Origin of the sequence: Pseudomonas sp. CFSAN084952 (genome assembly GCF_009648855.1) — a bacterium.
GTDB classification, from domain to species: Bacteria; Pseudomonadota; Gammaproteobacteria; order Pseudomonadales; family Pseudomonadaceae; genus Aquipseudomonas; species Aquipseudomonas paracarnis.
Genome location: NZ_CP045767.1, coordinates 2,401,418 through 2,423,721 on the forward strand (window position 1 = coordinate 2,401,418; position 22,304 = coordinate 2,423,721).

Annotated in this window: 15 protein-coding genes and 1 pseudogene; 8 read left to right on the forward strand and 8 right to left on the reverse strand. The window is 53.1% G+C overall.

Going from position 1 to position 22,304, the window contains the following annotated elements; translation table 11 throughout:
- Positions 1–16: 16 nt before the first annotated feature.
- Positions 17–1,057 (forward strand): DNA-binding protein, encoded by a 1,041-nt coding sequence (locus GH769_RS10855; protein WP_032902557.1) that lies wholly within the window; start codon positions 17–19, stop codon positions 1,055–1,057.
- Between the two features lie 354 nt (positions 1,058–1,411).
- A complete protein-coding gene (locus GH769_RS10860; protein WP_032902556.1) occupies positions 1,412–2,869 on the forward strand; it encodes a hypothetical protein in 1,458 nt (485 codons plus the stop codon).
- Positions 2,870–2,921: 52 nt separating this feature from the next.
- On the opposite strand, the gene GH769_RS29415 is transcribed toward GH769_RS10860, so the two are convergent.
- Complete coding sequence (locus tag GH769_RS29415; RefSeq protein WP_256586494.1) at positions 2,922–3,017, reverse strand: DUF4113 domain-containing protein; 96 nt, start codon at positions 3,015–3,017, stop codon at positions 2,922–2,924.
- 483 nt (positions 3,018–3,500) lie between these two features.
- On the opposite strand from GH769_RS29415, the gene GH769_RS10870 reads away from it, so the two are divergent.
- Together GH769_RS10870 and GH769_RS10875 are read left to right on the forward strand one after the other, a co-directional pair.
- On the forward strand, positions 3,501–5,687 hold the full coding sequence (locus GH769_RS10870) for an AAA family ATPase (RefSeq protein ID WP_050587230.1): 2,187 nt from the start codon (positions 3,501–3,503) through the stop codon (positions 5,685–5,687).
- 2 nt (positions 5,688–5,689) lie between these two features.
- Positions 5,690–6,589, forward strand: coding sequence for an HNH endonuclease (locus GH769_RS10875; protein WP_032902555.1), 900 nt, complete (start codon positions 5,690–5,692; stop codon positions 6,587–6,589).
- Positions 6,590–6,799: 210 nt separating this feature from the next.
- Here GH769_RS10875 and GH769_RS10880 read toward each other — a convergent pair whose 3' ends face one another.
- Positions 6,800–7,156, reverse strand: coding sequence for an MbcA/ParS/Xre antitoxin family protein (locus GH769_RS10880; RefSeq protein ID WP_032902554.1), 357 nt, complete (start codon positions 7,154–7,156; stop codon positions 6,800–6,802).
- Between the two features lie 669 nt (positions 7,157–7,825).
- On the opposite strand from GH769_RS10880, the gene GH769_RS29075 reads away from it, so the two are divergent.
- Both GH769_RS29075 and GH769_RS10890 read left to right on the forward strand, forming a co-directional pair.
- A complete protein-coding gene (locus GH769_RS29075) occupies positions 7,826–8,839 on the forward strand; it encodes a hypothetical protein (RefSeq protein WP_239688371.1) in 1,014 nt (337 codons plus the stop codon).
- 56 nt (positions 8,840–8,895) lie between these two features.
- A complete protein-coding gene (locus tag GH769_RS10890; protein WP_032902552.1) occupies positions 8,896–9,162 on the forward strand; it encodes a Mu transposase C-terminal domain-containing protein in 267 nt (88 codons plus the stop codon).
- A gap of 309 nt (positions 9,163–9,471) precedes the next feature.
- On the opposite strand, the gene GH769_RS10895 is transcribed toward GH769_RS10890, so the two are convergent.
- Together GH769_RS10895 and GH769_RS29080 are read right to left on the reverse strand one after the other, a co-directional pair.
- Positions 9,472–13,932, reverse strand: coding sequence for a lipopolysaccharide assembly protein LapB (locus GH769_RS10895; RefSeq protein ID WP_239688370.1), 4,461 nt, complete (start codon positions 13,930–13,932; stop codon positions 9,472–9,474).
- 185 nt (positions 13,933–14,117) lie between these two features.
- On the reverse strand, positions 14,118–15,353 hold the full coding sequence (locus GH769_RS29080; RefSeq protein WP_239688369.1) for a hypothetical protein: 1,236 nt from the start codon (positions 15,351–15,353) through the stop codon (positions 14,118–14,120).
- Between the two features lie 574 nt (positions 15,354–15,927).
- Here GH769_RS29080 and GH769_RS10905 point away from each other — a divergent pair.
- The gene (locus GH769_RS10905; protein WP_032902551.1) at positions 15,928–16,476 is read left to right on the forward strand and encodes a hypothetical protein; all 549 of its coding nucleotides are present in this window, start codon (positions 15,928–15,930) and stop codon (positions 16,474–16,476) included.
- 583 nt (positions 16,477–17,059) lie between these two features.
- Here GH769_RS10905 and GH769_RS10910 read toward each other — a convergent pair.
- The 4 genes and pseudogenes from GH769_RS10910 to GH769_RS29425 all read right to left on the reverse strand — a co-directional run.
- Positions 17,060–17,923, reverse strand: coding sequence for an HNH endonuclease (locus tag GH769_RS10910; protein WP_050587229.1), 864 nt, complete (start codon positions 17,921–17,923; stop codon positions 17,060–17,062).
- 26 nt (positions 17,924–17,949) lie between these two features.
- Positions 17,950–19,197, reverse strand: a complete 1,248-nt coding sequence (locus GH769_RS10915; protein ID WP_133244139.1) for a hypothetical protein — start codon at positions 19,195–19,197, stop codon at positions 17,950–17,952.
- Between the two features lie 99 nt (positions 19,198–19,296).
- Positions 19,297–20,160: a methyl-accepting chemotaxis protein gene (locus GH769_RS29420; protein ID WP_371921756.1), complete on the reverse strand. Its 864-nt coding sequence runs from the start codon at positions 20,158–20,160 to the stop codon at positions 19,297–19,299.
- Positions 20,155–20,910 (reverse strand): annotated as a pseudogene (locus GH769_RS29425) (MCP four helix bundle domain-containing protein); the annotation flags it as partial. The pseudogene GH769_RS29425 and the gene GH769_RS29420, both read right to left, overlap by 6 nt.
- Before the next feature lie 157 nt (positions 20,911–21,067).
- On the opposite strand from GH769_RS29425, the gene GH769_RS10925 reads away from it, so the two are divergent.
- Positions 21,068–22,279 carry a multidrug effflux MFS transporter gene (locus tag GH769_RS10925; protein WP_014718460.1) on the forward strand — a complete coding sequence of 404 codons (1,212 nt, stop codon included), beginning with the start codon at positions 21,068–21,070 and terminating at the stop codon, positions 22,277–22,279.
- Positions 22,280–22,304 lie beyond the last annotated feature (25 nt).

Sequence of the window (22,304 nt, forward strand, 5' to 3'; positions counted from 1 at the left end):
AATCGTGGGAGCCCTCATGGCGCGCGGCGGCATAAATAAGGCAGTAGTGCAAAAAGCTCGGCAGGCCTTGCTCGCCAGGGGCCTGTACCCAAGCATCGACGCAGTGCGTGTTGAGCTGGGTAATACGGGCTCCAAAACCACCATTTCTCGATACCTGAAGGAGATCGAGTCCTTTGATCCGCGCCCGCCGTCCTCCCGCGAGCGCATGGGAGAAGAGATTTCAACGATGGTTCAAAGCCTTCTGGATCGGCTGATGCAGGAGGGTAATGAATCGATCGAACAGGCTCGATCTGCTTTTGATATGCAGCGAGTGGGCCTTGAGGCACAGATCTTTAGAGTGCAATCTGAACTGACCACTGCACGCAGGCAGTTGGATACGCAGCAAGCAGCCATCGAGGCGCAAACGGCCGACCTTCAAACCGCGCTGTCTTCGCTTCAGGCCGAATTGACGCGTAACGCCGGAATCACCCAGCGCTGTACTGACCTGGAAGCCTTAGTTGGTGACAGGGATAAACAGATCCAATCCCTAGAGGAGAAGCATGCCCATGCCCGCGGCGCCCTGGAGCATTACCGGGAATCCGTGAAGGAACAGCGCGATCAAGATCAACGCCGGCATGAATCCCAGCTACATGAGTCCCAAGTGGAGCAGCGAAAGCTTCAGGAAACCTTGGTGCTGAAGCAGGACGACCTGACCCGGCTTAACCGTGAGAATGAACGCTTGTTAAGTGAGTCCCGTCAGCAAGTCAAGACACTCTATGCCCATGAGGCCCGCATTCAGGCTCTGACTGGAGAGATTCAAGGTTTGAAGCTGGCCGAAGCGAAATCCGCCGGCATCTCCGAGCAGCTTCAGGAACAGATTGCTACGCTTCGACAAGATGCCAAGGCGCTCAGTGAGGCTGCAACCCAGAGCAGTGAGCGCGAGCAGGAGGTTCGGTTGTTGCTGGCAGCTGCCCAGTTGGAGGCGGAGAACTTGCGCCGACTACACGAGCGAGACCTGGAGGAGCACGATCCAAACCCACCAACACCCCAGCCTAAGAGCAAGCCATCAAGGAAGTAATCCATGGACTCTTTGACCGCAGCACTCCCATGTCACGATGTTGGCCTGTCAGGATTCAGCCTCGCACACCGGCAGCTAAGCACAATGCTTACCGGCCGTGATCGCCAAAGATTAATTGTGAAAATCGGTAAGCCAAGCAGCTTGATCCCAAGTTCGCAATCACCCTTCCAAGCGCAGAATTGCAATGGCGCAATGCTGTAATCGAGAGCGACTGATCCAGCCTGAGAGGGAGGACGATTCTGGTTCGTATGGAAATAGAGCGCTTCAATTTCCGCACACTACCTTTCAGCATGGTTTTTACCTATGAAAAAACGCTAGCATCGCTTTGAAGCCAAAATGTGTCGGAGTCAGGGAATGATAAATGCGTTACCGTCTTCCATAGCCAGTGAAATAGAGCGAGTAGAGCGTGCGGTGGGCTGTTGGCCCACTTCAGTACCCATTGACCATGTGATTCGATGGGTATTGCAGTTCGATCGAGATGACTACGGTTTAGCTATCCGTATCCTTGAAAATATCGACGTACTGGCTCAGCGAGACGTACGTGCTGCGTTTGAAGTGGCTCAGGCAAAGCTAGAACGCGCAGCCATCGAAAAGGGTGCTCCGATCAAGAAGAGCAACACGCTCTACGCGGGCGTTGGCCAAGCATCCAAGAGTGGCGCCGTCATGGCCTACCACTATCGACTGGCTGCTCAAGTCTCTGAATCTGATTTCTTCACACAGGATGAAGAAGACGAAATCGATTTCAGTCAGATTGAGAATATCGTCTTGCTGGATGATGTAATCGGGACAGGCCAGTCTGTAGCCACTGACATTGCCAGGGTCATTGAGGAAGTCCACAGTCTGACCAAATCTCGGAACGTATACGTATTAACGGTTGCAGGGTACGTTGAGGGCATTTCGAAGCTGGTCAATGAGACTGGGGCGTCGATCATATCTGCACTCGAGTACTCAACGAAGGATACGGTTAACGACCTCGACGCTCCCTTTTACAATGGGCTCCCCATGTCTGAGCGCGCCAGAACGTTGGATCGCATCAAGCGGTATTGCCGAATTGCTGCCAGATCGGATCTTGGTTACGGCAACATCGGCGGGTTGCTCGTTTTTGATCACAACACTCCCAACACGTCTCTTCCTTTGATCTGGGCGAGAGGGAACGGTTGGATGCCGCTGTTCGCGCGTGCTGGTCGAATCCAAGGTACCGCGAAAGTATTCAAAGAAGCTAAAGCTGAACGCGAAGCTGAGGCGTCACAGCTGCCTCCAGCACCAGAGCATGTTCCAAACAAGAGTGCGATTGATCTGACCCTGTTTGTTGAGGGAAAGTTCGACGAGCGGTTCGTCGACGTGATGCGCGCTAGGTTCGGACTGGCCAAGCGCCTGGGAGTAGGGGACGTAAACGCTGTGGCTCTGGGTGGAGTAGCGCAGTCAGGTCGCCTGTTTGAACTCCTTCGAGAGTCTCGAAAGTACGCCGTGTTTGTCCTCGAAGGCGACCCACATTCGCTACGCATGGCTAGACGTATCGAACCAAGCAGCACCACCAAAGTGATGCACCTTAAGCCATCATTCGTAGCGTTGCTTGATCTTCAGAAGGTCAAGGAGGCTGTTGAAAGATTCCCTGGCCTTCCAGAGCCCGCAGGAGAGTTCGAGAACGAGAAATGGCTGTCTGAGGTGGAGCGTGTGTTAAAACGTGGATCTATGTCTGCGTCGAGCGAACGAACGGCGCAAATCGTGGAGGAGTATCTTGATCCGGTGAAGTATGAAGCATTTGTTCAAGAGCTTGCGGAATATGTAAATCAGCTTTTGGCTCGAGTTTAAATAGGCATTACGGTTCTTTAATCAGCTACCCTGATGCCTTCTGGCCCCGCTGCTAGAAGGCTCGGTATCTCATTAACTGATCAAAGTTCGTCGTGTAGCTGCGGCTCATCATCCTGCGCTTCATCGCCCACACTGCCTCAATCGGCATTCGTCCCTAGTGAAGGGGGTTTTTCCCAAATTTCACATTGATGCGATCCAGTACGCGCATCAGTTCGTCCGACCTCGCTGGCTGGGGAGGGGTGAACAAATCACCCGTAAATTCGCCGCGCTTGTGCAGATCCATCAGCAAGATCTCTGCCTTGCTATATCGGTACCCATCGCGCCAGATGACCTCCAATCCCTCCATCGCAGCCCGGGTAAGCAGTAAGACATCGTCAGTCGGGTAAGGCTGGCACGAAGGAAGGAGTGCAGCCTCATGAGGCAAGCATTCGGGCCGATGTTATCCACTCCCAGGTGGATAAAGCCGCTATTACCCGGAGTCGAGTTTTTGTAGTACGAATGGAAATGGCACCTGATGCTCGACCCATGCCTGTGACAATTGGTATCGTCCGCCCCTAAACGATGTGGACGCGAAGCATCGACCACGTCCTGGCTCACCCAACGCAGTCGAACTCTCACGGAGGAGGTACTGATGCTCAGGATTTTTAGGCCCAAAGCAGCACCTGGATTTCTTCGTTCCCCCAAAGTCCTGGAAGAGCGTCGCAAGATCCTCTCATATTTGCGTCGCGATGCCAGTGAGCGCCGGCAGAGACGAGATAATCTGAATGAGGATTTGTTTTTTGATCCGGGATTACGCTTTGAGCTGGCGCGTGTCTTCCACTTCAAATGCGCATTTTGTGAGTCTCCCCTCAACGATGATGGTCACGTTCTACATATGCGCCCTGTACGGCGTGTAGAAGGTGATGCTGAAGACAATTGGGACTACTACCTCTGGCTGGCGTTTGAATGGAGGAATCTGTTTTATGCCTGCGACGTCTGCATAAAATGCAAAGGGGACAGATTTCCTTTAGAGAATGAGCGCGCAGATTTCCTGGCAGCCTTCACGGACGTCATAAGTCATGAGCGTGCTCTGCTCATCGACCCGACCGCGGAGGATCCAGGGAAAAATGTGTTTTATTCCGCGGGAGGACTGATCTGTCCGAAGACCCCTAAAGGTGCCGCGACAATAGATGTTTTCACATTGAATCGCCCACGCCTGGTTGAAGCCAGGCACGAAGCGATCCAGCGCGTGCTTCACCTACTCGACGGCAGTCTGGTGAGCGAGCTCCATCGAAGCCTGGATTTGAGCGCCCCACACTCAGGGGCAGTAATCAATATTCTTCAACGAATTTTGCTTATCTGGAGACCCGACGGCAGATCCAGCGTAGGGGCAGAGGCGAAGTTCGCCGATCGGTTTGTAGAGCTCTGGGAAAATTGCACCAGCGAAGCCAAAGCTCGGCTACCGCTGGCGATAGATGAGGTTCGGTCAGGTAGGCTAGATCCGCCGAAGCCCCCAGCTTTAGATCACGGCTTGCATATGGAGACCATTCGCACACCTGAATGGTCGCTAAAATCGGGAGATATTGCATCGGTACACATCTCGAACTTCAAGGCCATTGAGCAGCTCAACCTCAAGATGCCGATCAGGCGGCCTGAAAGGGCTGGAGCGCCAGCTTTGATGATTTTAGGTGAGAACTCGAGCGGAAAGTCAAGCGTTTTGGCCGCTATAGCGCTAGCCGCTATTGGCACCCATGAGGCGAAGAAACTAAAAAAATACCTGCCAGCATTGGCCCATAGTGCAGCGTTAAACCGCTTCGATCAGCTTGATCAGCAGGTGGTCAATGTGAAGATTGACTTTCATTTTCACGAGCAACCTGCGGTGTTTGAGTATGACCCCGCACACCACCAGCCGGAAGGCTTCAAAGATCCCGCACTTAAGATATTGGCGTACGGCCCGCGCCGCTTCTTCGACACTAAAAAGCGCTATCACAAACCGGGGGCTGCGGCTCGCGTTCGAACTCTGTTCGACCCTTTGGCGACCATTCCATATCCAGGAGATTGGCTGAGGGCGCAAACTGGGGCTCGGTTCGATACGATCGCAGCCGCACTCCGGGTCATATTGGCTCTGGGCGAGGACGATGAGTTGATCATTGAACCTGACCATTTGGCAGTCAGGGCCAACGGCCGCGTAACTCCCATCGACGCGCTCAGCGAGGGCTATCGGTCGGTATTTGTCATGACGGTCGACATTATCCGTGAGCTGATCGATGAATCCCAGAACCTCGAGAAAGCGGAAGCCCTGGTGCTTATCGATGAGCTTGAGACGCACCTTCATCCTCGATGGAAGATGCAAGTCATGACCTCACTGCGCAAGGTGTTCCCTCGTGTGCAGTTCATCGTGACTACCCATGATCCGCTATGTTTGCGCGGAATGGACGATGGGGAGGTGATGGTGTTGCAACGAGATCAAAGTGGGCGGATTCAAGCCCTTGAGGACTTGCCTAACGTGAGAGGGATGACAGCCGAGCAGCTTCTGACCTCCGACTATTTCGGGCTGGCCAGTACGACTGACCCCGCAACTGAAATCAAGCTAGCCAGCATCGCCGGCGATGTTGCGCACACTTCAGATCGAGGAATAGTGACGGTCACTCCAGCCGCAGCTACCTCCCAATTGGTTGGGCGTCTGTTCGTCGGAGACTCCCCTAGTGAACAGGTGGTGCAGGAGGCTTTGGCGACCTACCTGGAACGCCGGGAATCAGAGCGCGGGAGTATACGCCCCAAACTCCGAGCGGAGGCGGTTGAGGCCATCATCGAAGCTCTTACAAGGGCCGAGGACTGAGCATGCGGTATGTTGACCGAACGACGGTGACCGCGCCTCCATCACTAGCTGGGCCGAGCAGGCCTGTCCAAGAGGAGAAAACTGCCGCAGCCGTTTCCTACAGTACCTACGATCCGACGGCGAAACCGAGACCCAAGACATACACATTTTTGCAGTACAAAAATGATGACGTCACCATCAGCCTGCGCACACTGTTCCATGACAAGTGTGCCTACTGCGAAACGGATGTCGGCGACGACATGGACGTCGAGCACTTCCGCCCCAAAGGTGGAGTAACCGGTGAGGACAATCATCCCGGGTATTGGTGGCTCACTCATAGCTGGGAAAACTTGCTGCCAGCCTGTACACCGTGCAACCAAAACCGGTTTCAGCACATTGCAACTGAAAACCTCACGGAAGAAGATTTACTGGCGCTGCGGGCCCGAAAACCTGACCAGGCCCACGGCAAAGCCAATCAATTTCCTATTGCGGGGGTTCGCGCCTACTTCGGGGGATCGTTGAATGACGAAAGGCATCACCTACTCGATCCGATGGTGGACGATCCTGCCGACTACCTCAAGTGGTCAAAATCCACCTACAGCATTGTGCTGGCGAATACGGATGATGAATGGGTGAAGGTGCGGGCGCTTTCGACGATTAGCGTTTTTGCGCTCAATCGCTTGAAACTGGTTCAAAGCCGTACCAGAGTCCTCAACCTGTTGCGGTACCAGGCTGAGCGAACTCTAATGGAGCTAGAAGAGGATATTCGAGAGGGAGGATCCCCTCGGCTCATTCAGCGTGCTTTAAACCGGGTCGATGAAATGAGGCAGAGCATGGCGCCGGGTATGCCCCACACTGCAATGGTCTCTTCATTCATCGAGGACTTTGTAATCGAGCTCAGAGCTCGTATTGCAGGAATCTAGACGCCCATGGCTGGCCATTCAAGGACAGATCCGAACCACCTTGAAAAGGTTTAGTCAGGAACCTGAGACTGGATAGAGCAATCGGTAACGGCGCAAACGCGTGGCGAGCTAGTTAGATACGGGCGAGGGCGCCGAACCCATTGAAAAGGACACATTCGGGGGAAATTCGCGTGCCTTGACCATTTTGGAATGAATGTCTTGTAAGGCTTTTCAGGCTCCAAACCCATGCTCAATACGCGCAAGTAGCGTCAGGGCCTGCTCGATGGAGACATCCCTCGGGCGTTTCTCGTCCAAAGCTCGTAAGGGTTTCGATAGCCATTCCACCGCACTTTTCTTGTCGCCGAATAAAGCCATTGCTGCATGAAGCACCCTAGGGTCGATCGTTTCCGATGATTCGTAGCGTTCTTTTCGAGGACTCATCGCGTCGTTGATTGCCGTTGCAAGCGTTTCGAGAGCCTCCCTCAGGCGAGCATTTTCTCGAAAATCTTCAGAGTTTGGCTGATGCTCAGTGCAGTGGTTCAACAGCGCTTGCGCGTCATTATGGTTCAGGTCGAACTCGATCAGCATATTCATTCCTTAAGTGGTGCTCGATACCCGGAGTATGGCAGCGTCCAGATCAGGTACAGGCTCCGAAGGATACACAGCGTTGCTGGAAGCACGACAGGGAAGTGGGCTAAGCCGATTTCCCTTCCATGTAGGCAGAGTGCCGACAAAAGAAGAAGGGCCCCCGCTTTCATGATGAGGGCGCAAGACTTGTTTATCAAGAAACCCAGGACTCCACCTGCAAATTTTCAGTTGAGCTCACCGATCCCTGGAAATAAGGTCATCGATACCTATGTTTCAAGCTGGCGAGGTTCAGCGCGGTTTCGCGACTTCAAGATAGCTATTACGGCTCTTTCTTAAAAATGCTCCGCGTAAGTTAAAGGAATCGAACCGCAGAGATCAAATGGAACTTCTGATAGAAATGATGATATTTCATCATTATGTAGTTAGTGCGCTGAGTGTACTAACTAACGAGATTTGCAAAACTAGCCGATGAGAAAGATGGGGCTCCTTTTTTTTTCACAGAGCGATCTTGACAGACTGCGGTTTAGAACTACCCTCATAGAAATCATTCGTAATGACCAGATGGGCAAAAAGGTTTTAAGATAAATAAACAGAATCCGTTTGCAATAGGCACCAGGCGAACACCCTAAATTCCTACTGCGGGATAATCAATCTATGGGCTGACCACACATGATTATCACAGCAATTAGATTTGATGGTTCGCGGGGGCGTCAGGCGATGAGCACAGATCCGGTTATTGAGGTCATAGCGCTTGATATTCTGGCGTACAAAGAAGATCGCGCCACAGTGATTTGCCGCCCATATCTTGTCCTCATGCTTAATCCTATTTGCGGCTGTGTACTCAACAAAACAATAGAGGCTACCGGAAGCCGTAGCGATGCGTTGGCAGGGGCTCTGTCGTCAGGGCGGCTAGGGTCGGGTACTCCAAAATTCGTAATCGATGACGGTAGAGACTTTCACTCTACGACCTTGGTCAGCGTGATCCTGGGTGCAGGATATAAAGTCCAATATAGCGCGCGAAAACTGAACGGGATTGTGGAGCGTGCCGTGATGAGGCTCACACAACGAATGAGGCATTGGCAGGTGGGGAAGGAGGATTCCACTCATCTGACCCTTGCAGAGATACAGCGTAGGGTCGAGTTAAGGGTTGCTATCCACAATGAAAGGATTAGGAAGATTAGAAAAGTTCGCCGAGCCGGCTCGGTCTATAAGGTAGCTGGCACTGGAATTTCTCTTTCAGTACGCAGAGCCTATTACACAGTGCTGAATACCTCATTGGAATGCGGATTCGACGCCGAGCAGGTAAGTTTTATCTGGCAAACCGCAAGCTATGCATATTCTGCCTGCCAGCTCCGAACGATGTTCGAGGAAATTGTGGGCAAGTTTCACTCGAATGCAATGTATCACGATTACTCTCGCACGGACGTTACGCATCTACAGTCGCTCTTCAAACCACCAATTGAAATTTTGGAAGGTGAGGGAGCGGTGGCAATCAGGACGCTCGCATACATTAAAGATCAGCATGACAAAAAACCGTTTATATGGATTGACGACTTTTATTGGACTAAATCAGTAGGTTCATGGGCTGATCTAACTTATGTGTTGTTGGAAAAACTTGTGAAAGATGGTCTAGCCACGGACAGCCTTCGCTGCAAGCTGTTCGCACGCGATCTCGGCTTGTAGGTTCATTCGGCCTGGTACCAATGCTCTGGAAAGACCACGATCATCGAGGGAACAAAATGGACACTAAACTAAAGGTGACTGCTCAAGGTGTGATGTTTAATAACCGGCTGTACAGGTCAGATGCACTGAAGGCTTTGGTAGGCCAATGTGTGAAACTCAAGTTCGATGGCCCAGCGGGGGATCGTGGCGTCGTGATCTGGAAAGACAGCGTTATAGAAGTCAGGCTTTGGAAGCGCGGCAATCCTCCGAAGGATGATTCACTACCTGCAGCTGCCGGTGATAGCTTGCTAGACTGGACGCTCAAGCTGCGCACTTCGGACTGACCAAGCCTTGCTCTCATTTGAAAGCCAGGTACAAGGCTACTCTGGGGCTCATCCCCCGCAGCTGCGTACTTGAAAATGAAGCGCGAAACGCCAGGGCAGGGCGAGGGCGCATCAAAGTAACCAGCTTCAAGATGTGTGCATCGCTAACTGACCATATCACTATGAGCTTCAGGCAAGCGGAGCGCGCAGGCGTGAGGATGGAAGCCCGCAGGGTCAAGACGACCGCCTGGCGGGCGGCTAGATTCACGACAGCTGAGCTCGGAGAGCCACGCCCTACAAGCACTGCGTGTATATGATCCCTGTCGGAAGCTAATCCACGTTCCTGCTTTCCTCGGTATGACCGCTCTCAGCCGATGCCGGCGCAGGATTTTGGGCTTCAAGCCGAATTGAAGCCAGCGGTGAGGGCGCCACGACCGCCCAGAAAGGGACTGCATAAGCGAAGGAAACCTTCGCTTCCAATGTCACCGGCTTGCTAGGTCGCTCTGCGCGCTGCATCGCAACATGTAGTCTGTGCCCTATGGCTCTGCGGGCCACAGAATTGATTTCCACACCTGCTAATGTGAGCAGGATCTGTGTGTACGCCAGCCGATGGAAATCATCAGGACAGCTTGGGTGGCGGAACATCGGTTCAAAGCAATATTCGATCAGCTGCAGCATCACACCAAGATTGCAGCGCACCTGTAAGAACATCAGACAGACAAAATCAGTTATGACGGGTACGGCACTATCTAGTGTGAGGTTCGGCTCGGCCAGATAGCTGCGCAACCGGTTTATACCTATGTTTGCAAACGCCTCACCCTGATCCATCATGGAGATAAGGTCTGCAGCTTGGATCGAGACGAAGCTGCGCCTGGCCATCACCAGTTGAACAATTGCCCGGGAGTACTCGGCACGCAACAAGCGCCCTGAAATTAGCTCATTCGCCAGTAGCAGTTGAGGAGATGCTCCTTTGATCTCCAGAAACCCTGCAATGGCTCGGAGGCGGGCGTCTAACGACAGCAGGCCACCGCCATACTCCAGGCAGACAAGTAGGGATGCGTACTCTCCGTCACCCAGAATGTCTTTGAGCGTATGCATCTGTGCCGGTAATAAAGGTGGGCCGTATGCCGGTACCACCTCACAATACTCATCAATAGCGGCACAGATTGAGTCGAGAAAAGCACGCTTCCGACGCCAATTTTCCTCTGTCTGCTCCTGCATGCCGAGCTGCCCGTCGTGTGAAAAGAGCGTCCCTCCCTTGCGAAAGCGCGATGACGACTCGATCTTCGTTTCGATCGCCTGCTTGGTGGCAGTAGCTATGTAAAGCTTTGGGATGCGCTCCAGAACATCGAGCATTCCCAACGTCGCAAGCTCCACCAACATAGAGAGATCGACAACCCATGGGAGATCACGGGCAGCGTCCAAGGAGAATGCATCGTGGGTCTGGCCCACGCCCATCGATATCTCCAGCAAAGGCCCCTCATCGGGCCAGCCTCTGACGAGATCGATCACATCCACACCCAGCATCCGCGCGATCAGTTCAAGCGTGGCCATGTGCTGGCCATATAGCCCGATTGTGTTCAGACCCTGTGCTTTTTTTCGTTCGATTTGCTCAATGAAGAAGGAGATGTCCAGCTCGCCATCCTCACGCGTGGGGATAGTCATAGCGACTAATTTTTTGCTCGGAACGACCGCGCTTGATACCTGCCCATATGATAGGTCGAGCAGGCGTCGGTGAATGGTCACTATCCGCTTAACCTTGAGCGTCTGCTCTCCTATCAAACTGCGGATCGATGTGGTTTCGCCAGCTTTGAGACCAATAAGCGCGACAGCCTGCGCTGAGTCCGCAGGGATGAACTCCGCGGTCGGCGGGAGCGGTGGGTCGATGTCAAAATCTATTGAAACGTAACCACTGACGCCGTTGCCGTCTTCGAGTTCGACTGTCGTCCCACTAGCGACCTCAACTGGGTTGGTGAGGAAAGCATCCACTGTGCCGGATGCCATCACCATCAGTGAAATGTGACTGGCAGCAGCCTCAAGATTGCCCGAGCTAACTCGCATGGTTCGGTAGATGCGAGCGATGCCTCGATCAGGCATCCCCCGAATGATCTCTGCGTTAGCAAGTTTCAATTGATCCTGAGCAGAGCCTTCCAGAAAGACAGGAAGCGTAGCTAAGCACGCGTCCATCTGCTCAGAGTTTATGTTGGCTAGAACCTGAATCAGCAACAACCATGCACTGGCTTCGAGAGGGGTCTCAGAAACGATCATCTCTGCGATTTCACGCATCCTGGGCCAATCACCGGCGTTACCGTAAACGTTCAAAGCCACGTTTCGGACATCTGCGGACTGGCGCCATTCACCTGGAAGCGACTCCAGCAGATCTCGAACCTTCGCACGCTGATCAGTTAGGGCGTAGGCGTGAAGAAGATCAACGTGCAGTGGAGTGAACGAGTCGTGAGGAAGCACGCGTTCAAGCATTGCGATAGCGTCATCGTGACGCCGTGCATGGAGCATCCATTGCGATGCCATGGACAGCTCCAGCAAATCGGAGCTTTGTGGTGCAAGTTCGGCTACACGATTCTCGAATGCCTGGCGCACTGCTTCGTTATCGATGAAGGCTCGAGCAGCGAAAACCCCATCGGTAATATTGCTGTTCTGGGGAGTTACACCTAGCTGCGAAAGCTCCTGCTGAACTGCATCATTGCGTTGCTGACGCAGCAACAATTCCCAGTGCATGTGGCGGAGTATCCGCAGCACTTTCGCCGACTCATCCGTAACAGGCCGCTTCACCTGAACGCCGTAGGCAGCCTCAAGCATTACCTCTTTACCAGCGACCAAGCATGCTTGGCCGAAGATCACCAGTGCGTCATCAGGAAGCTGATCAAGGCGATCGCAGAAACGATCAACCGCTTCACCTTCACGATTCAAATCGCAAAGGGCCTCAAGTTCCACTCGGGCCGAGGTTTCATGTTCTGGGACGCCTCGCTGCCTTCCTTGCTCGATCATGTCTAACGCCTGAGCCGGCTGCCCCAATAGCAGATACGCATAGGCGAGGTGGAACACGACGTCAGTCTTTGTCCTGGGGCTTTGCTCGGCCCATAGCGCAGCCTCACGATCCTCAAACTTGGACATGGCATCGATGATGAGCTCGCGTCGATCCTGAGGCTGAGATCGCGTGTTCACATGGAACGGGTTGTCCGTAGCGAGTCGCAGGGCAAAACGCAGATAGTTTTCAACGATGAAAATGGAACTGTCAGGCTGCTCCAAAGCTATCTTGATAGCGTTGACGGCACCAAGCTCGTTCCCGGCGCCAGCCCTGGAACTGGCCACCATCTGCCAGGCCCCGGACTTATTGCGAAAGGCTTCGGGGATCTCGTCTTCAGTTAGCTGTTCTCTAATGAGGACTCTCGCGTTGGTGTAAGCGATCCATACCGAATACGACTCCGGGAAGCGAGCCTGTGCCGCCTGGCCAACCTGAAGAGCAGCCTGCACGTCATTTTTAAGCATGTGAGCCCGGACATGACCCGCAGCAATGCGCTCATCGTCGGCGTAGAGGTTTGCGGCTGTCTCAAGATCTGTCGAGGCGGTCTCATCGTCCCCAAGATGCCAGAAGCACATTCCGCGAAGGAAATGCCAACGGGCTTTCTGGTGGATATCAAACGTTCCCAGCTCATCTTCGAGGAGCTCCAGCTGAGTTAAGGCATCCTTGTACCGGCGATCGTTGTGCAGCGTGCTGATGCGGTCGAGCTGACGCGTAGCAAATGTAGTTTCCGACCCTTGGATTGCGATGGGGAGGTCATCAGTCATCAGTGTGCTGCCGGCAGCGCGGCCAACGGAGAGGAGGGGAGCGAGGTATTCCGCCAGCGGGGTAAGCTCTGATGCGCGTTCTTGGCTGACAGAAATCGTGCCCATTTGGCAGGCGCGTACACTGTCGCGTATCAGCTTGGCCGTATGAAATTCCTTGGCAAGCTCGCCTAGATGGGCTGAAGCAGAAGAAAGATCGATTTCTCCGGCCGTGCCATTGAGCTCAGCACACACAGACAGCAACTGCGCCCACACTGCGCCGCTGTCCCGGCTTGGTAATGCCTGAGCGATAAATTGCTTTTGGTATCCGACTTCCTGGGTACGATCTGAGTCCAGGTCGTGGGGCACGAACTTCAGGTGTAACACGAACTGGCGCAGGTCTTCGTCGCTAACCGCTGCCTCATTATATTGTTCAGCTGCAGCCTTGATGGCGGCGTAAGCAGTTCGGTTCCGAGCATTACTCAGCCCCTCTGACTGCACACGGACGTGCCAAGATTCATGCGAAATCGACGCCAAGGCCAGCCTGACAACCTCGACCGCGCCTTCCATGGATGACGAGCTGGACACGTGATAGACGATCAGATTGTCGTCCAGTCCGCGTTGAAAAGTTGGTTTGATGAAGTCGAGCCACGCAAGCCCTACGGCCTCAGTAAAAACGTCGTTGGCAGTCGCCTTGAGTGACCGCTTCATCTGCATTCTGATGGTCGCTTTTTGCCCAGTGCTCGGCGAAGCAGCGTGGACAACCAGGTCGTCAGTGTTGTGGTCAAACCCTCGACCTTGGAACAGCAACCCTACGATGACAAATCCTTCGCGCAACCCCGCACACGGGATGCCCAGGCACATAGCGAGCAGCCGCACAGCCTGCACGCGTTGCTCGAATGCACCACCGCGCCCGCCCGTTGAAATAGGACTTGTGACCTTCTTCTGCTGGGGTTTGGGTTTTGAGGTGGGAGCTTTCTGTCCCTTTGCCTTTGGAGGCCTTGCCATACCTGGCTCGCACAACTGAGATACGACCAATCTTATCGATCATTTAACGTCGTGCGTAGCTTTTCCTAGAGGTCATAGAGACTCAGGTGTGGGGCAGGGGGCTTGTTTATTCAGGCAAGCGGAGCGCGCAGGCGTGAGGATGGAAGCCCGTAGGGTCAAGACGACCGTCTCGCGGGAGGCTTGATTCACGACAGCCGAGCTCGTAGAGCCACCCTGGCCTTTTGAACGCGCTCACGATAATACTGGGCTTGATACTCAGACACTCTGGCCTTGTGAGTGAAACTCGTGGATCTACGAATCGTTGTGAACAACATGTGCCTGAACTTGCTCTCGGCCCTTGCGATCGCCGCATCTGCACAAGCGAAAGCCGCATCCGCCAGTCGTTTACCATATTCGACTTGGTGTTGATGGAGAGCGTCCGGCACATAGCTCTGGCTACCATCATTGGTAGGGAACGCAGGCACTGATGGCAGCGTCTCGTTGGGGTCTAAGGCGTACCATTGGAGGTAACGCTCCAAGTGAGCGGAGAACTCTTGGGAAAGCTCCATCATAGTTGTGGGCACCAGACCATTGTCGAAAACCCAGACACCATCCGGATTCTTTTGAAACTGGCTCAGTGACTGGACGTGGGAGATTTTTATGGCGGAGAACCGGGCAATCGCCATGTAGAACAGGATCTGCTCCGGCCGTAATATCGGAACAGCACCGTCAGCGATCTGTTGAAACGCCCAATCCAGCTCATGGGGCTCAAAAGTGATCAAAGGCCGGCTTTTCGCCAAGGTATGGAGGAGGTCATTTGGAGTGTTCTGGGCGGGGTTGGCTCGTGGTGGGATGCTCGGTGATCCATCAGGTAATGCATTTGTGGCGTCGATCTCCGAAATGTCGTTCTCCGAAATATAGAAAGTAAAAAAATCCTTCACGACCTTTACGCAGCGACGCACATCCCGGCGGCTTGGTGGCTTCGCAGCGCCCGTATCATCAATATGTCGGTAAAAGATATTCCAGCGGTCGTTGATAGGCCGATTTCGGAAAGCCTGTCCCGTTGACAACATATATTTTTGGTTTGACGCAGTTGCACACCAATCAATAGGCGGATGACATAGAAAATCGAGAAATTGCAGGAAGTTCGGCGTTTCCCAGTCCAATAGTGAGATACCGGTTTTGAAGCTCCAATTCAGCATCTGCTCAAGGTATCGGCAGGTCTCGGTATAGAGGACTTTAGCCCGGCCTGGTGTCCACCGATGGGACAAATATTCGAGAAAATGCGAGCAACATAGGATGCTCAGATACGCCTGGCATGCTGGTTCGACTTGGTCGAGTCTACGTCGAACGTCTAGGTTTTCGGGTACGTCAGTGGAACCAACCGGCTTCCAATCTTCGTACGGTGCGAAGATGGGGAATGGAGTGAACGGTGCAGGCATAAGCGCTCCCACGAGCTACAATTTCGTTGAGGTTTTGTGATTGTTTCGAACTGGCTTGAATGCGGTAATCAGGATGACTGACGTATTTATAGCGTAAATCAAATCCGGTAGTCATTGACCCGATCAGTGAATTGTAGTGCCCACTAAAATAGTAATCATCACTGTTTGATGAAGGTAACTAAGTTGGCAATGATCACTGTTTTAGTGAACAGACAGTGATTTCGGAGTTGGGTTGAGCCAGCGATGAGGATTTGATAGGGCTTCGCAGGTTTGTGAACCAGGAGATGAGAGAATGGTTGAGAAGTGCGTTGTGGGGGCGTTGATTTCGCGGGATTTCGGGGGTTTGGGAAATCCAGTGCGTAGGTTACTGGAAACGGACAGCTCATGAACCTATAAGGCATAACACTTAATTTAACATAATATACATTATGCGAACTGTCATGTACGGGGCTGGGGCCTGGTGGTCAGATTTGAAGCCTGACGGCGCCTCCTGCTTTCAGCTTGGCGATGCTGATCACTGCGTGCTTGAATGCCGCCAGACAAACGTTGCCTCACCAATTGACGGAGAAATTGCATGTGGCTTTGTACAGAATGGAAAATCGACTGGGACGCTGTAGCTGCTGTCGCGACGGCTGCTGCTGCAATCATCGCACTTATTATCTGGAGCCTTGATAAAGCTCAAAGGAGGCGCGAACGGGGTGCAAGCGCCAAGCTCTTAGCTCAGATTATGACAACTCCTTTTGGCGCAGCGCAGGTTGAAATCGCTAAATTCCGTTGCGTGGTTCGTCCACTAAACGGAGACCAAACCTACTTGGCAGCCCTGAAAAATGATGAAAATGTGCGCCAGGATTTAGCGAATAAGGCAACAAAAGTAAGGCTTGACCTCCCATCACAGTTTTTGGACAAGGCTGATATATTCACTGAAAAGGTTAACAACAGATTGGCAAATGCATTTGCCCAAGTTAATCGCCTTGAAAAAATATGTAGCCTGTTAGGTGATCTTCCAAATTCTGCATCAGAAACTGACATTAATAATCATATAAACTCAGTGTTGACACAAATCAAAGAGACTGAAGAAGCAACCGGGGAAGCTTTCCAAGCCCTTTTAGAGGCCGGAAAGTGATCTTGAGTTTGGGGCGTACCCTACTCTACGCGAATGACGAATTAATATAACTACACTAAATAGTCATTTAGTTGAGTTAATAGCACATCTCATTAAGGTCATCCGTACTCATATTCTCCTGCATACGCTAATTTTCGCTTGGTGATGAAGGTCGTGGGTTAAACAGAAAAGACGGCGTGACAATTATGGTGCTGCATCGTGGATGTTGTTTAAGGAAACTTAGCACCGGACTGGTCAGTCACGGCCAAAACCCTCGATTACAATCGCTGGAAAGCGCATATGAAGGTGCGCCCCTAGAGTTAATATATCCATAGGCCAGCCAGCACGCTACCTAAGGCCCCTACCCTGGTCAGAACTTCCGCACCCTCAATAGAATGCGCGCTTCTCATTGATAAGGCTTTTCCCTTCTTTTTTTAGTTTGCAGTGGCCCCGGTAAGGGGCGTTGACCATCGCTAGAATAGCGCTTATGAAACCAGTGAAACTTGGCAAACAGCTCCTATCGGACTCTGAAACCAATCGTCAACAGTAATATTGCACTTATAAAAACCAGGGCAAATTTATCTTACATATATCTGACTCGTGCCTATTCAATATGCAAACGTTCAAACTCAGAGTTATGAAATTTTAGAAAGCCGGAAACTTCTCTAAAATTCGACGGTGTGAGTTTGCCAAGATCAAGCGAGCTCTTATTAATTCTGAAATTATTCTCTAGGAAAGCTTTGATTTTTGGAGAGGAATGCAGGACAAACTGGCCGCCAAGCTCTTTAAACGTAATGATGAAGCTGTCAAACAGTTTGTCTATATGACTCGCAAACAGAATCCCATTGCACCCATTCAAACGCTCGCCATTATCGGATGATGCCCAAGGCTTAATATGTGACGCAATCAACAACTCCGGCAGATCTATCCCGCTCAGTGCACACCGATTACTCCCCCAGACTCGCTCGACATTTTTCTTGAATTTTCCTTGCCCGAGGCGACACAACAATTCCCTGTTTATACTTGTCCTTACGCCAGTGTCTGAGCCGACAATCCTGTCGATATCGGAATCAAGTTTAGCTTTGTACTGACCACTAGACTCTATCAGATCTTGATACAACTCCAGATAGACTTCCGGAACCCTCCGAAGGGAAGTCGTCAAATTACCAATAAATGTATTAAAAGTATTTCCTTCGGGGAGCAAATTTCGCGTCACTTCAACTGGAGGGTTCAACGGTTGAAGACTATTGATTAGGTACTTTTTGCGCTCGGGCTTATCACTTTTGACTTCGTGGGAATAGACATAGGCCCCATGATAATAATATTGCTTCGGCTTTGTAGTAGAGCCGGACACAACCTGAATAATATCACCCGCCAAAAGTTTGATCGGGCGAGCGGAATAAATGACGGTCCCGTTGAAAGGACCATATTCGGAAAGCTCGTCGTTATTATATAAATGTCTATTCATGATAATTTAGCTGCTACCTATTTTACTCAGGGGCTTTTTTCAATCAGATGGGCAACGGATTCTACCACCGTCGTCATCACTTTCTGGCTTAAGCATACGGCTACACGCCCACCAACCTCTTTTACCTGTGCACTGCTCGGTTCATGAGGTTGAGATAGGATGCTTCGTGTGATCGCGCGCCCGTTATAGGTAACAATCACTCTCACGCGATTAACATTCGTCGGTTCGCCAAATAATTTTTCAGCTATCTCGGAGGACACACTCCCTGATAACAGCGACTTACTACTGCAATCAACTGATTTTCCAGCATTTAAAAAAGAACCAATCAACGTCCCAATTGACTCTACAGGAACGATTGTTGTCCAGTCTCCAATCAGGAGATCCAGGGGGATCTCCACTGGATCAAGCCCCAGGGTGTAGATTGAAAGGTAATAATCTTGCGAGGGCAGCAGCGAATCAACGAACCTTAAAGTATTATTCTGAACCTGTTCACAAAAATACATTCGTGAAACTACTAGTTTCCCTTCGTGAAAGTACACATGGATATCGAGTCGGGAGCGCATCGGCTTGACCCCCTGAGGCAAAACGGCGTACCACTCATAAAATCCACCACATCCGATAGAGAACGGTGTGCCTGGCTCGACGCCATTTCTAATATCGCTTTCTCTGTATAGCATTTCGCAAGAAATATGCTCGGCCAGATCTTCAGTTACGCTGATATGAGTCGCATCTCTCCAGACGCCCGCGGTTATTCGTTGATCAGCGGAATTGACCAGTTTTTCAATCAGCTCGGCCCCAGAGCCGGCGGCGTAACAGATACCGAAATGTTCAGTTTCTATCTTTTTAACGGTATTGTGAGTATAAGGCTCACGCTTTCCGTCTTTATCGACCAATACACCTATCAGCCAAAAATCCTGGACCCTCTCGGTGTTATTTAATACTCGGTTAATAAGTCCACTGTCGACTTTCGCACTTTGATCAAACTGGTAAACATTGCGAAAGGCTTTCGATAGTTCATCAAGAAACTTTGCGGCTGGGGCACAAACACCTGCGAAGGACAACACGCCTGACTGATTAGGAAGGAAAAATGACTTTCGTCCCAGTCGAGATATATGCCACAACTTTTCGCCCTCGCCCCACTCAGAACAAATATTTCCTAGCGCTGGCAGCCATATCGTTTTTTTGACATCTGGGTCTGCTCCCTCAACGCTGAGCAAAGTGTCTGCAATCAGGTGAGGGTCTAGCTCAGAATTCAGAAGAGCGATAGCAGTCATTTCAAATCATTCCGGTTGAGTTTTATCCTGCTGGGCACGTCGACCAAAAATCAGTTCTCGATAGCACTGTTATTTGTTGTTATATATAGTCATCATCCATCAAAGCCTAAACCGATCCACCGACTGCGAAAGCTTCCCCGCCAAACTCGACAATTCATCCGTCGTCGACGCCGTCTCGCCAATCACCCGACTGTTACTTTCCGACATCCCCGCAATTCTCTCCACCTGATGAGCGATCTCATTACTGGCCAGGCTCTGCTCACTAATCGTGCGTGAAATATCGTTGACCAATTCAGTGGTACTCAGCGTAGCCTGGAGGATCTCGCGAATGGCGCGCTCCACCTCGGCAGTCACCGCCATGCCCTTGTCCACTTGGGCAACGCCCTCCTCCATGCTGATCACCGCTTCACGGGTGTTCTGCTGGATACTCCCGACCATGCTGGCTATTTCCTGGGTGGAGGCGCTGGTGCGTCCGGCCAGGCTGCGCACTTCGTCGGCCACGACCGCAAAGCCGCGCCCTTGTTCACCGGCGCGGGCGGCTTCGATGGCGGCGTTCAGGGCCAGCAGGTTGGTCTGGTCGGCAATCCCCTTGATCACCTGGATAATGCTGTAGATCGCCTCGGACTCCTTGTCCAGCGTGCGGATCACTTGGGCTGACTGTTGGGCAGAACGGGCGATTGCATCCATGTCGCTGACCACCTGGTGGATAACCCGGCCGCCGTCCTTGGCCAGGGTTTCAGCCTGGCTGGCCATGTCCAGGGCACGTTGGGCGTGACGGGTGATTTCTTCGATGCTGGCTGTCATTTCGCTCGCGGCGGCGGCCATGGTGCTGGCGGCGACGCTTTGTTGCTGGCTGCTGCCTGCCACTTCATGGCAACCCTGGCTGAGGCGCTCGCTCATGCCATTGACGCCATGGGCGTTGCTGCGAACCACTTCGATCATGCCGCGCAAATCCCGCTGCATCGTCGCCAGGCTGCGAATCAGTGCACTGGCTTCGTCCTGGTTCTTGGGTTCGGCAATCGGCTCGCTCAGGTTGCCATGGGCAATGCTCTGGGCAATACGGCTGGCGGTGCGCAACGGCCCCATGATGCTCAGGGTCACCCAACGTCCTTGTGCCAGCAGCAACAGCAGGCTCGCCCCCAATACAATAATCAAGGTCCAGTTAGCGTTACTGATGGTTTGCCGGGTACCGGTGCTGGTGAGTTGGGTATTGTTTTCGATCAGTTCGCTCAACGCCGCCATTTGTTCTTCCAACTGGCTGAACGCGGCATTGAAGGTCTGCAGTTCCCCTCGTGCGGCCTCGGGATTGTCCAGGGCCAGCGCGACGATGCGCTCGCCGGCACTGATGTAGGTGTCCAGGCTGGGTTTGATTTTTTCCAGGCTGGCCTTGATCGAGGCGTCCAACGGCAGCTTGAGATTGTCCGCCAGCACCTCGCGAAAGTGCTCGGCATGCTCCTTGATCGAGCTGTTGACCTCGGCCGGCGTACTGGTGCTTTTGCCCAGCCCGACCAACATCGCCGACAGTACATCCGCACGCAGGGCGTCGTGCATCATGTCGGCTTCCATGTGGTTGCGCAGTACCGTCATGCTGACGTCGTTGTCCTGTACCGCATCGGCCATCCGCGTATTGCCCAGGTAGCCAGCCAGGCTCATGATCAAAGCGGTGAGCAACCCGGTCGCAATCAACAGCACCAAGCGTAATTTGATCGTCATAGTGGTACCCCGTGCCAGGACCGCCGGTTGGGAACCCAACCGTTTCAATGTCGCTGCTAGCTGTATCGGCAGCTGTTGCTTGTTAGTGAAGCCTAAGTTTGCGGATCTGCGCGGTTCCCTTAAGCTGACCGTCCGTTGCTCTACCTGGATCTGCCAAATGCCTCAACGTATCGCCCGTCTCGCCCTGTTGCTGGGCTTGATCACCGCCGTGGGCCCGTTTGCTATCGACATCTATCTGCCGGCGCTGCCGACCCTGGGCGCCAGCCTCCAGGCCTCGCCGGCGGCCGTGCAGATGAGTTTGACGGTGTTCTTCATGATTATCGGCGTGTGCCAGTTGTTCTACGGCCCCCTCAGCGACGTGTTCGGGCGTAAACCACCGATTTATGCGGGTTTGGTGATCTTTGCCATTGGCAGCGTCGGCTGCGCGCTGGCACCGACCATCGAAGTGTTGATTGGTTTTCGTGCGGTGCAGGCGTTCGGTGCTTGTGCGGGCATGGTGATCCCACGGGCGATTGTCCGTGACCTGTATACCGGCCATGAAGCGGCGCGTCTGATGGCTTTGTTGATGCTGGTGATGAGTGTTTCGCCGATCCTCGCGCCGCTGGCCGGTAGCCTGGTGATTTCGATCTGGAGCTGGCGCGAAGTGTTTGCCGTGTTGGCGGTGGTGGCCGTGCTGTGTCTGGTGATGACCGCCGTACAACTGCCAGAAACCCACCCGGCCGAGCGCCGCCTGGGCAAGACACTGGGCCAGGCGTTCGGCAGTTATGGCGCCCTCCTCCGCGACCCGGTCTTTACGGGTTTGTCGGTGGTGTGCGGGTTTGGCCTGGCCACCTTTTTCGTGTTCATCGGCAGCGCGCCCTTCGTGTACATCGAATTTTTTGGCCTGACACCGACCCAGTTCAGCCTGTGCTTTGCGCTCAACGCGGCTTCGTTTTTTGCCATGAGCCAATTGACCGCCCGCCTCAGCGCCCGCTTTGGCCTGGCGCCGTTGATTCGCTGGTCGGTGGTGGGCGTGGCGGCGGTCATGAGCTTGCTGGCGGCTACTACACTGTGGGGTGACAGCCTGGGCTTGATGATGGGGCTGTTGTTTATCGGTTTTGGCTTTCTTGGCCTGCTATTGCCGGCGGCCGGGGTACTGTCGCTGGAGGATCATGGTGCGGTGGCGGGTTCTGCGTCTGCACTGCTGGGCGCGATCCAGATGGTCACGGCGGCTGTGGCGATGACCTTGGTGGGGATCTTTGCCGACCATACACCGGCGCCGATGTTGATCGGCATTGCGCTGTGTGCGCTTGCCGCGATGCTGACCACCTTGTGGACGTTGCGGCGCTTGCCGGCTCACCTGGTCTCAAGCGTCCCGCCTTCCTCCTGAGCAGAGGAGCAGGCAGATTCAACAT